Here is a 10998-nt window from a genome sequence, read left to right as displayed (position 1 = left end):
TGATCGTGTCCTCAGCACCTGACGGCGCGGACATGACCTGCATCGGCGTAGGTCAGGATCGCCCTGTCGCGCGTCATAATCGTAAACGCATTTTCCCGTGCCGATGCGACGATGATCCTGTCAGCGGGGTCCTTGAGCGGGCAATCCGGCAGAAAAGAGGACGCCACGAGGATCTCGGGTGACAGGTCCACGACCGCGATTTCGCTCGCCGCCGTGAATTGCCGGAACCACGCAAGCGGATGCAAGGATGACGTTATCCGTCCACGTGCGACGAGCAGGCCAATCTCCCAGGCGGTAATTGCCGACACGTGGATAAGCTCGTCTTTGGTGACGGCATCGCCGATGAGATCGACCGCATTTTCGTCGAGTTCGTCCTCCGCGGTCCAAATCGCCGCGCAGGTGTCGAGGAGGAGGGGCATGCGCTCCGTCTTCCTCTAGTTCTGATCGTCAGGCTCAGGCCAATCTGGCTCGGCTGGCTTTGTTATATCCGTGCCGCTCTGAATCGAAATATATCCCTTCAGCCGACCCAAAAGAGAGGGGCGTTTCCGCGCGACAGGGATATGGCGTGGGGTCCCACCGGAAACGGGGGGCTCCGCCGGCGGCAGAGGCTTTGAGCGCCGAAAAACGAGCTTGCGCTTTTCCATATCTACGTCCGATGTCTTGAACCCGGCTTTCATCCAGCAATCGGTCATCACACTGTTACTAGAGTTGTTGCTCCACCATGCCCTGTGCCTATGTGCTGACGCTGGTAGGCGAAAGCCGAGGACTTCTTCGATCTCATCGAAGGTCATAGGTACGCGATCTTGAGGTCGCTTCTCAAGGTAGTGCTGAATCGATACATATTTTGACATTGTTAACTCCATTAATCCGAGAATCGGCTTCCGCTTTGCCCGGTAAAATAGGTACTGCAGATTTCTGTGGTCGTCAAGGTCTGTAGTACATATCTTCGTCTTCCTCGCACAGCTTGCCAAGCGCACTGTTTCCGCTACGAAGCACCATGCGCACCCGCACCACCATCCACATCATCGGCTGCCATGCAGAGGGAGAAGTCGGCGACGTCATCACCGGAGGCGTCGCGCCGCCCCCCGGCGACACTCTGTGGGAGCAGTCGCGCCACATCGCCCGCGACGAAGCCCTCCGCGATTTCGTCCTGAACGAGCCACGCGGCGGCGTCTTCCGCCACATCAACCTGCTCGTCCCGCCCAAGGACCCCCGCGCCGCGATGGGCTTCATCATCATGGAGCCGGTCCACACGCCGCCCATGTCCGGCTCCAACTCCATCTGCGTCGCCACCGTACTGCTGGACACCGGCATCGTCCCGATGACAGAGCCGGAAACGCGCTTCGCCATCGAGGCGCCGGGCGGCCTCGTGGAGGTCGTCGCCCGCTGCCGGGATGGCAAGGCCGAGGCGATCACCATCACCGGCCATCCGTCCTTCGCCGCCCGGCTCGCCGCGCCTCTGGAGGTGGTGGGGCACGGCACACTCACCGTCGACATCGCCTATGGCGGCGACTCGTTCGTCCTCGTCGACGCCGCGTCGCTCGGCTTTGCGATGACGCCCGACGAAGCCGCCGACCTCGCCCGCACCGGCATGGCCCTCACGAAAGCCGCCACCGAACAGCTCGGCTTCACCCACCCTGACAATCCGGACTGGCGCCACATCTCCTTCTGCCAGTTCACGAAGCCCGTCAGCATGGAGGACGGCGTAAAGTCCGGGCGCAACACCGTCGCCATCGCACCCGGCAAGCTCGACCGTTCGCCGACCGGAACCGGCTGCTCCGCCCGCATGGCGGTCATGCACGCGCGCGGCGAATTGGCGCCCGGCGAGGCCTTCACCGGCGTCTCCATCCTGGGAAGCCGCTTCCACTGCTCGATCGCCGGGACCACCACCGTTGGCGACCTGCCCGCGATCATCCCCACCATCACCGGCCGCGCCTGGATCACCGACAGCCGCCAGCTCTACCTCGACCCCGCCGACCCTTGGCCACGCGGCTACCGCCTCGCCGACACCTGGCCCTCGCTCGGCTGACGCCGGCGTGCCCTCCATCGGCTGACGCCTCCGCCCTCGCGCGCCTGGCGCCTCCGGCCGTCACTCGGCCGACGCCTCCGCCCCTCGCGCGCCCGGCGCCTCCGGCCGTCACTCGGCCGGCGCCTCCGCCCCTCGTGGGCCCGGCGCCTTTGGCCCTCGCGCGGCCGGCGCCTTCCACCCTCGCGCGGCGGGCGCCTCCACCCTCGCGCGGCTTAACGCTGCAGCGTCCGCCCTGCTGGCGCCGCCACCGTCTCCATCGGGTGGCGCCTGTCCCGCCCCTCGGCGCCGCCTGTCCTGGCGCGGGCGGACCGTGGCTCGCATGACAGCGGGGCGCCGACGGGGGCGACAGCAATTCAGGATCGGCTAAAGTCGCCCCAACCGGGCGCCGCGCCCGCAGGACGAGGGGAGGGGCCGTTGCCCAAGCTCAAACTATCCGCCGCCGACATGGTCGCCGCCGCCAGGGCGCGCATCGACGAGGTGGAGGTGGAAGACGCCATCGCCATGGTGGACGACCCCGATGTCGTCCTCGTCGACCTGCGCGACCCGCGCGAGAGGGAACGCCTGGGCTTCATCCCCGGCGCCTTCCACTGCCCGCGCGGCATGGCCGAATTCTGGGTCGACAGCGACAGCCCCTACCACAAGGCGATCTTCGACGAGGACAAGCGCTTCGTCTTCTATTGCGGCTCCGGCGGGCGCTCGGCCCTCACCGTCGCCACGCTGCAGGACATGGGGTTCGACGCCGCCCACCTGAAGGAGGGCTTTTCCGGCTGGCAGAAGAAGGGCGGCCCGATCGCCTTCCCGGAAAAGAAGGACTGACCCGCACGCACCGCGCCGCCGGCACCCGCGCGTAGACCCCCGCCCGCGGCGGTCAGATGGCGACCGCCTTCAGCCGTTCATAATGGGGCAGCGCCTCGGCCAGCACCGGGGCGAGGTGGGGCGCCACCTCCGGCAGCGGCCCCTCGGCGCCGGCGAACCCGGTGCTCCTGTGCACCGCGCCGTACCAGTGCGCCGCCCACACCCCGTCGTCCGCATGCCCACCCGCCGGCCAGGACAGCATCGCATCGGTGAAAGGAAGGCCGATCGCCCTGCACAGCCGTTCCAGCGCCCCGGCCGGATCGGCGCGGATCGTCGTGCTGTCGATCACCACGGGATCGCTCCCCGTCCTCTCCCGCACCCGGTCGTAAAGCTCCGTCTGGTGCGGATAGCCGATGTCGGCGAGCGTCGGGTTCTCGCGCTTCACGTCGTAGCTCGCCAGGACGCGGGCGGGGTGGCGGATCAGGAAGACGTGGGTCAACGCGTCCATGAAGCCGAGGTCGAACCTCTCGATCATGTGGTGCGCCATGTGCTTCTGGTAGAAGTGCGGCGCGCCCGAAGCGGCCGGTGCGGCGCAGGCGGCGGCCACCTTCGCCGGGTCCGTCTCGGTGGAGGCCATGATCGCGTCGCCCATCGGATGGTCGAGCCCCGTGGCGGCGAGGTAGGCGCCGTAGAACGGCTCGTCCCACACCGCGCAGTCGCCGCGCGCGGCAAAGGCATACATCATCGCGGTCGACAAGTTCCGCGGGCCGGACCACATCGCAATATTCAAGGGGCACCTCCGTGAGGCCCGCACGATGGCGGCCCGCCACGCCGCCTGCAAGTGCGGTGCAGCCATGCCTCTGGTTCGCCCCCATCCGCGCGCCTCAGGCGGCCGCGCTTCCCTTGCGCTGCGGCAACGTCCCCTTGGCGAAAGCCTCCGGCCGCAGCGGCCGCGCGAACAGATAGCCCTGGAACAACCCGCAGCCGAGGCCGCGCAGCGTCTCGTAGGCGGCTTCGGTTTCCACCCCCTCGGCGATCACGTCCAGCTCGAGGTGCGACGCGAGGTCGATGATCGCGCGGATCACCCGGTGCTGGCGCTGGCGATGCGGATCGTCGAGGTCGCGCACGAAGGACTGGTCGATCTTCAGATAGGTGATCGGCAAATCGGCCAGCATCCGCAAGGTGGTGAAGCCGGTGCCGAAATCGTCCAGCGCAAAGTGCACCCCCAGCGCCGCGATCTGCTGCATCGTCGCGCCGAGCTTGTGCGCATCGTCGACGAGGAAGTTTTCCGTGACCTCCAGAACGATCGAACTGCCGGGCAGCGCGTTGCGGGCGAGCGCGGTGCGTACCTCACCGGCAAAACCCGGCTCCTCCAGCGTGCGCACCGAAACGTTCACCATCAGCCGTTGCGGCGCCGTTCCCGCGGCGGCGAGCGCGGCGTAGGTGGCGAGAGCCTTGTGGAGGATCAGAACGTCCAGCCGCACGATGAGGTTGGCGGCCTCCGCCACGGGGATGAACGTCGACGGCGGAACGGCCTCGCCCGTGCGCCGGTTGGTCCAGCGGGCCAGGCATTCGGCGGCGACCGCGACCTTGCGCTCCGTCCCCACGATCGGCTGCATCATGATCTCGATGTCGCCGTTCTCCACCGCCTCGGCGAGCTCCAGCTCCATCACCCGGCGCGTATCGGCACTCGACAGCACCGCCGGGCTGAACGCATGGACCGATCCGCCGCCGCGGTTCTTGCCCTGATACAGCGCCAGGTCGGCATAGTGGATCAGCGTCTGCGGATTGTCCGTGTCGGAGGGCAGCGAGCTGACCCCCACGCTCGCACCGATGAGAATGCGGTACCCCTCGACGGTGAACGGCTCGGTCAGGCGGTCCAGGATGGCGCGCGCGAAGGCCATGGCGTTGGCGCCGGTCGGGGGAGGGCACAGGACGGCGAACTCGTCCCCGCCGATGCGGTAGAGCCGGCAGTCGGCCGCGATCGCCTCGCCGATGCGCTCCACCACGCGGCACAGAAGCACGTCCCCGACCGCGTGGCCGTGCACGTCGTTCACCGGCTTGAACCGGTCGAGGTCGATGGCGATCAGCGCGGCCGGATGCTGGAGGTCCGCCCCGCCGGACGCGCGCTCCAGGTCCTCGGCGAAGGCGACGCGGTTGAGCGCGCCGGTCAGCGGGTCGTGAAGGGCGAGGTAGGACACCTTCGCCTCGGCCTTCTTGCGGGTGGTGATGTCGACGAAAATCAGCAGATTCTCCGCAGCATCCGGACCGTCGGGCTGGCTTCCGGCGATCGGCGCATAGGCCTTGCGGACCATCATGTGGTAGGTCTCGCCGCCCTTCTCGAGCCGCACTTCGGTGTCCGAAGCGGTTTGGCGAAGCTCGCTGATGAGCGCGCCGAACCCGCGCACGGCGGTGTCCCGCAGCATCATCTGGTCGTTCGCGGCGAGGAGCGCCTGCCGGTCCGCCGCGCCCATCATGGTCAAGAGCGCGTCGTTGACGAATTGGAGCTGGCCCGCCCCGTCGACCAGGCAGATGCCGACCGGCGCCCCCCGCGCCAGTGCCGCGAAACGCCGCGCCTCCGTGTCGAGCTGATCGCGCAGCGCATAATATTCCGAGACGTCGATTGCGATGCCGACGTTGAGGCCGTTGGGAAGGCGCGTCTTCGTCACTCTTTCCCACCGGTTGTTGGGATATTGCCTGTCCGAGGGGCGCCCGTCGCCGCGCGCGTGGATCGCGTTGCGCTCGACGAGTTCGTCCTCCACCGCGTCCGGCGGCAGGTAGGTTTCCAGCGATCGGCGGATGAGGGTGCGGTAGGTCATCCCCGCCTCGATCGCGCCCGCGGGAACGCCGAGCACGTCCCTGTACCGCCGGTTGGCGAGGATCAGCCTGTCGTTCGCATCGTAGACGACGATCGAGCAGTGTGTGGCGTCCACCGCCTCGGAGATCATCTGCAGGCGACGCCGGTTGACGATGGGGAGCCACACGAGGGTTCCAAGCCCCGCGGCGATGACGATCGCCGTGACGCCATGCGGTACGGGAACAAGGCAGGTCGCCTGCACGAGCAGCAGGAGCGGCGGCGAGATCAAAGCCACGCCGACACCGAAGCGAATGAGCATGCCGCCGCGGCCCACGGTCCCGTCATAAAGGCGGGTCACGTCGACCAAGGGTCTGGCCGCCTTCCTGAGGCTGAACGGTCTGATGATCACGCGCACTGCACCATCGGCTGAACACGGGGTCGGTTGTGGAGGCGTTTTCGCATTACTGACGGGTTAAAGTTGCGCTCTCGCCACGGATTCTCAACCCTCGCGGGCTTGGCGATCCGAAATCGGCCGCGCGCTTGCGCTGTTTGGCCGGCCGTGGCGCACGGATAGAGGCCGCCAACGGCAAAACAGCTTCGCCCCAGCGTCACTCGCGACATTGCAGCCAAATCGAAGCTGGGGACGCCTTGCGTGCGCGCCGGGCCGCCCTGCTTCGCCATGAGGGCGAGAGGCTGATGTCGATACAAACCGCAAATTCCAAGGCCATGGCCACGCCTGCGGGCGGGCTCTTCCCCACTGGCTTCCGCGACATGGCGTTCGCCATCGGCGTCGTCGGCATGCTGGCGGTCTTGATCCTGCCGATCCCGACCTTCCTGATCGACGTGTCGCTGGCCTTCTCGATCGCCCTCGCGGTGCTGATCCTCATGGTCGCGCTGTGGATCGACAAGCCGCTGGAATTTTCGTCCTTCCCGACCATTCTCCTGATCGCGACGATGATGCGTCTTGCGATCACAATCGCGACAACGCGCCTGATCCTGTCCGATGGTCATGAGGGCATCACCGCCGCCGGACACGTGATCGCCGGATTCTCGAACTTCCTGATGTCGGGTGATTTCGTCATCGGCATCGTGGTGTTCCTGATCCTCGTGATCGTGAACTTCCTCGTCATTACAAAGGGCGCCACCCGTATTGCCGAGGTCGGTGCCAGGTTCACTCTAGACGCCATTCCCGGCAAACAGATGGCGATCGACGCCGATCTGTCGTCCGGCCTCATCAACGACGAGGAAGCCCAGCGCCGCCGTCGCGAATTGGAAGAAGAGTCGTCGTTCTTCGGTTCCATGGACGGTGCCTCGAAGTTCGTGCGCGGGGAGGCGGTGGCCTCGCTCATCGTCATCGCCGTCAATATTTTCGGCGGCATCGTGATCGCCACCACGCGCTACGACATGCCGCTCGCCGGTGCGGCCGACGTCTTCACCCGCCTTTCGGTCGGCGACGGTCTGGTGGCGCAGATCCCGGCCCTCGTCATTTCGCTGGCCGCGGGCCTTCTGGTCTCCAAGGGCGGCACGCGCGGATCGGCCGACAAGGCGGTGCTGGGCCAGCTCGGCGCCTATCCCAAGGCGCTCATCATGGCGTCCGGCCTGATGATCCTGTTCGCCATCATGCCGGGCCTGCCGACGATCCCCTTCTTCGTTTTGGGCGCCATCCTGGCCTTCGTGGCCTACACCATTCCGCGGCAGAGGAAGGCGGAGGCGGACGCCAAGAACGCCGCCAAGGAGCGCGCCGCCGAGCACGAGGCGAAGCTGCAGAAGGACTCGGTGAAGGCCGAGCTCGACATTCCGGAGATCGAGCTCATCGTCGGCAAGCAGCTCGCCCGCACGGTGCTGCGTTCACCCACAGAGCTTGCCCACCGCGTCGCCAAGATCCGCCGCAAGTTCGCCCGCGAGTTCGGCTTCGTGATCCCCGAGATCAAGGTCACCGAGAGCCTGACCGTGCACTCCAAGGGCTACGAGATCCACATTCACGGCACCAGCGTCGGCAGTCACGAGCTGCGCGTCGGCGACTATCTCATCGTCACCGCCGAGGCACCGCCGCCCAACGTGCCGCACGACGAAACGCGCGACCCCGCCTTCGGGATGAAGTCGGTGTGGATCAACGAGGCGTTCGCGGCCGACGTGAAGCGGGACGGGTTCGTTCCCATCGACAACCTGTCCGTGGTGCTGACCCATCTGGTCGAGATCACCCGCAACAACCTGGCGCAGCTCCTCTCGTACAAGGACATGCGCGCCCTGCTCGACCGGCTGGACCCCGAATATAAGCGGCTGATCGAAGAGATCGTCCCGGCGCAGATCTCCAACTCAGGCCTTCAGGCGGTGCTGAAGCTCCTGCTCGCCGAGCGGGTCTCCATCCGCAACCTCAACCTCATTCTGGAGGCGGTGGCGGAGGTGGCGCCGCACGCCCGCCGCGCCGAGGCGGTGGCCGAGCACGTGCGCATCCGCATGGCGCAGCAGATCTGCGGCGACCTCGCCGAGAAGGGATCGCTACACGTCCTGCGCCTCGGCAACCGCTGGGACCTCGCCTTCCACCAGGGGCTGAAGCGCGACGCCAAGGGCGACGTCATCGAGCTCGCCATGGATCCGCGCCTGGTCGAGGAGTTCGGCGAGGCGGCCTCCAAGGTCATCAACGAGATGCTGGCGATCCATGCCCGCTTCGCCATCGTCACCGCACCCGACGCGCGGCCTTATGTGCGCATGATCATCGAACGGATGTTCCCGTCGATCCCGGTCCTGTCACATCTCGAGATCGCCCGCGGCACGGCGGTGAAGCCCATCGGCTCCATCTCGTGACGATCGAGGGCCCCGCCGCCCTGGTGCTCGCCGTCGCGGTGATTTTCGCCCGCGTCGGCGGCGTCTTCCTGATCGCTCCCGGGCTGTCGTCGATCCGTATCGCGGTGCAGGTGAAGCTTTTCATCGCGCTCGGCATCGCGCTCGCCGTGTCGCCGATGGTGATCGACCAGGCGGTCGCCGCGGTGGGGCAGGGGACGCCGGGCGAGATCGTCGCCGTCCTCGTCACCGAGTCGGTGATCGGTTTCATGATCGGCCTGTTGTCGCGCCTTCTGATGATGGCCTTTCAGACCATGTCCATCGCCATCGCCAACGCGATCGGCCTCGGCGGCGTGCCGGGCCTGTCGCTGGAAGCCGGCGAACCCGGTCAGGCGGCGGCAACGCTCTTCATGGCGACGGCGACCGTGATCATCTTCGTCGGCGATCTGCATTACGAGATCCTGCGCGCCCTCGTCGGCTCCTACACGGTTCTGGCGCCGGGCGCGGTGCTCGACGTGCGCGAGGCGCTGGTGGCGGTGTCCGACCAGATCGCCGCCGCTTTCCTGGTGGCCCTTCGGCTGGCCGCGCCCTTCTTCATCTATTCGGTGGTGATCAACTTCGCCGTCGGCATCACCAACAAGCTATCGCCGTCGATCCCGGTCTTCTTCGTCTCGCTGCCCTTCGTGACCGCAGGCGGGCTCATCATGATGGCGATGGCGGTGCGCGAGATGATGCTCGCCTTCGCCGACGCCTTCCGCCAGCTGACGGGGGCGCTATGACGAGCGCGGACCGTCTGAAGCGGCTGGCGCGGGCCCAGCGGGCGCTGGCCGATGCGGCGAAGGCCGAGAGCATCGCCGCGAAGGCGCGGTTCGAGGAAAGCCGCGCCCAGGCGGACGAGATCCTCGGCGCACTCAACGAGACCAATGCGCTGCACGGCTTCGCGGTATCCTCGATGGCCGAGACGCTGCGGCGCAACGGCCGCACGACGGAGCGTCTGCGCCGGGTGGCGGATGAGCGCAACCACAATCACGGCCGCCAGGAGCACGCGGCGGAGGTTCTGGCCGACCGCGCCGATGCCGCCGCCACGGCGGAACGGCGCAAGGCGGAACGCAAATATCTCGAGACACTCGTGAGTACGCCAGGGCGCTCACCGCGCCGCCCGCCGCCCTGAACACGTCCCCGCGCATCACCCGCGCGATGCGCCCAGGCTGGCTCGATCCGGCGCAACAGCCCCGCCCGGCAAGCCTGTCGCCAGCGTCCCCCCTTAACGTCCAGTCGAATGCTGAAAGGCCGATCTGCCGATGACGTCGATAACACCGATCACAGCATTGAAGAGCGAACTGCCGGCGACCCCGTTGCCGCAGGTGAGCGAGGCTGCGCGCACCGCCGACCGGGCCGTGCCGGGCCATGTCGACTTCGCGCATGCGATCCGCGCCGCCAAGCCGGCCGCCGCCCGCGCGCTCGAAGCGAAGTCCGTCGGCCGCGAGTTCGAGGCGGTCGCGTTGACGGATTTCGTCGAACACATGCTGCCCGACGACGAATCGATCGTCTGGGGCGGCCAGGCCGGCAAGCTCTGGCGCGGCGTATTCGCCCAGCACCTGGCCTCGGAAGTCGCCGCGTCCGGCGGCATCGGCATCGCCGACATCATCAACTCCATGCTCGACGAGCAAAAAGGACCCGCGTCATGACGACCGGTATCACCACCGCCTTCAACCGCCTCGAAGGTCTGATCGACACCTCCATCGCCGCGATGAAGGCTTCCGCGTCGATCGACGACAAGGCGCTCGCCGACGCCAAGGGCCGCGCGCTCCTTGAACTGTCGCGCCTCGGCAAGGGACACGCGGCCGAGGATGAGCAGACCCTGGAGCAGGTCCGCCGCCTTCGTGCCAAATTGGCGGTCGAAGAAAAGCTCCTCCTGCGCCGTCTCGAAGCCGCCCGCATCATCTCCGAAATCGTCACCGAGGCCGTGCTCGCCGAGGAATCGGACGGCACCTACGGCCCGCGCGCGCCGATGACCACCGGTCTCGAGGCCCTGCAATGAGAGGGGCGCTGATGGTCGGCATGTGGGCCGTCGTCGTCACGCTCGGCGCCGGTTATGCAGCGGCCAACTTCGCCATCAATTCCGGCGAGGAGGAGGCGAAGCCCAAGCTGGAGGGCCTGCGCTACACGTCGCTGCCGACCATGAGCGTTCCGGTCGTCGAGCGCGGCAAGGTCGAGGGCTATGTCGTCGTGCGCATGGTCTACACCGCCGACGCAGCGGTGCTGCGCTCGCTCGCCTCCTCGCCGGACCCGTTCCTCACGGACGAGATCTTCCGCAACCTCTACTCCCACGCGGAAACCAATTTCGGGAAGTTGCAACGGCTCGACCTGGGCAACTTCGCCACCGAGGTGAAGGCCGCCGTCAATGCGCGGATGGGCGCCGACGTCGTCCAGGATCTGCTGGTGGACGGCCTCAACTACATCAACCTCTCCGAACCGGACGCGATGCGCAAAGTCGCCGCCGCCGCGCACGACTCCGCCGTGCCGCAGGACCCGCGCGACACGCCCGCCACCTACGCCGGCGCGCCGTCCAAGCACTAACCGGCCGGGCCCCGCG

12 protein-coding genes are annotated in these 10998 nt (G+C 67.3%); 8 read left to right on the top strand and 4 right to left on the bottom strand.

Annotated features, from left to right (window positions below; all coding sequences use genetic code 11):
* Positions 1-11 precede the first annotated feature (11 nt).
* Both BIX52_RS03040 and BIX52_RS24050 read right to left on the bottom strand, forming a co-directional pair.
* Positions 12-419: a type II toxin-antitoxin system VapC family toxin gene (locus BIX52_RS03040; RefSeq protein ID WP_075219492.1), complete on the bottom strand. Its 408-nt coding sequence runs from the start codon at positions 417-419 to the stop codon at positions 12-14.
* Positions 420-434: 15 nt separating this feature from the next.
* A complete protein-coding gene (locus tag BIX52_RS24050) occupies positions 435-851 on the bottom strand; it encodes a DUF7662 domain-containing protein (protein WP_425426665.1) in 417 nt (138 codons plus the stop codon).
* A 146-nt stretch (positions 852-997) separates the two neighbouring features.
* Here BIX52_RS24050 and BIX52_RS03035 point away from each other — a divergent pair, with 146 nt between their 5' ends.
* The gene (locus BIX52_RS03035; protein WP_075219491.1) at positions 998-2029 is read left to right on the top strand and encodes a trans-3-hydroxy-L-proline dehydratase; all 1032 of its coding nucleotides are present in this window, start codon (positions 998-1000) and stop codon (positions 2027-2029) included.
* A gap of 414 nt (positions 2030-2443) precedes the next feature.
* Positions 2444-2845 carry a rhodanese-like domain-containing protein gene (locus BIX52_RS03030; RefSeq protein WP_205647680.1) on the top strand — a complete coding sequence of 134 codons (402 nt, stop codon included), beginning with the start codon at positions 2444-2446 and terminating at the stop codon, positions 2843-2845.
* Between the two features lie 52 nt (positions 2846-2897).
* Here the strand turns inward: BIX52_RS03030 and BIX52_RS03025 are convergent, their stop codons facing one another.
* Complete coding sequence (locus BIX52_RS03025) at positions 2898-3614, bottom strand: sulfotransferase-like domain-containing protein (protein ID WP_083659967.1); 717 nt, start codon at positions 3612-3614, stop codon at positions 2898-2900.
* A gap of 94 nt (positions 3615-3708) precedes the next feature.
* The gene (locus BIX52_RS03020) at positions 3709-5979 is read right to left on the bottom strand and encodes a putative bifunctional diguanylate cyclase/phosphodiesterase (protein WP_245803127.1); all 2271 of its coding nucleotides are present in this window, start codon (positions 5977-5979) and stop codon (positions 3709-3711) included.
* Between the two features lie 368 nt (positions 5980-6347).
* Between BIX52_RS03020 and flhA the strand changes: the two genes are divergently transcribed.
* The 6 genes from flhA (at position 6348) to BIX52_RS02990 (ending at position 10982) form a co-directional block, all read left to right on the top strand.
* Positions 6348-8426 (top strand): flagellar biosynthesis protein FlhA, encoded by a 2079-nt coding sequence (gene flhA, locus BIX52_RS03015; RefSeq protein WP_075219488.1) that lies wholly within the window; start codon positions 6348-6350, stop codon positions 8424-8426.
* A complete protein-coding gene (locus tag BIX52_RS03010) occupies positions 8423-9181 on the top strand; it encodes a flagellar biosynthetic protein FliR (protein WP_075219487.1) in 759 nt (252 codons plus the stop codon). The genes flhA and BIX52_RS03010 overlap by 4 nt, the downstream gene beginning before the upstream one ends.
* Positions 9178-9573 carry a hypothetical protein gene (locus BIX52_RS03005; RefSeq protein WP_075219486.1) on the top strand — a complete coding sequence of 132 codons (396 nt, stop codon included), beginning with the start codon at positions 9178-9180 and terminating at the stop codon, positions 9571-9573. Before BIX52_RS03010 ends, BIX52_RS03005 begins: the two co-directional genes overlap by 4 nt.
* Positions 9574-9766: 193 nt before the next feature.
* Complete coding sequence (locus BIX52_RS03000; RefSeq protein ID WP_245803126.1) at positions 9767-10090, top strand: rod-binding protein; 324 nt, start codon at positions 9767-9769, stop codon at positions 10088-10090.
* Positions 10087-10443 (top strand): hypothetical protein, encoded by a 357-nt coding sequence (locus tag BIX52_RS02995; protein WP_075219484.1) that lies wholly within the window; start codon positions 10087-10089, stop codon positions 10441-10443. The genes BIX52_RS03000 and BIX52_RS02995 overlap by 4 nt, the downstream gene beginning before the upstream one ends.
* A gap of 11 nt (positions 10444-10454) precedes the next feature.
* Complete coding sequence (locus BIX52_RS02990) at positions 10455-10982, top strand: hypothetical protein (RefSeq protein WP_075219483.1); 528 nt, start codon at positions 10455-10457, stop codon at positions 10980-10982.
* Positions 10983-10998 lie beyond the last annotated feature (16 nt).

Source organism: Acuticoccus yangtzensis (assembly GCF_001927245.1).
Taxonomy (GTDB): Bacteria; Pseudomonadota; Alphaproteobacteria; order Rhizobiales; family Amorphaceae; genus Acuticoccus; species Acuticoccus yangtzensis.
Note: the sequence above shows the minus strand (reverse complement) of the source record. Positions and strands in the feature narration are given on the sequence as shown.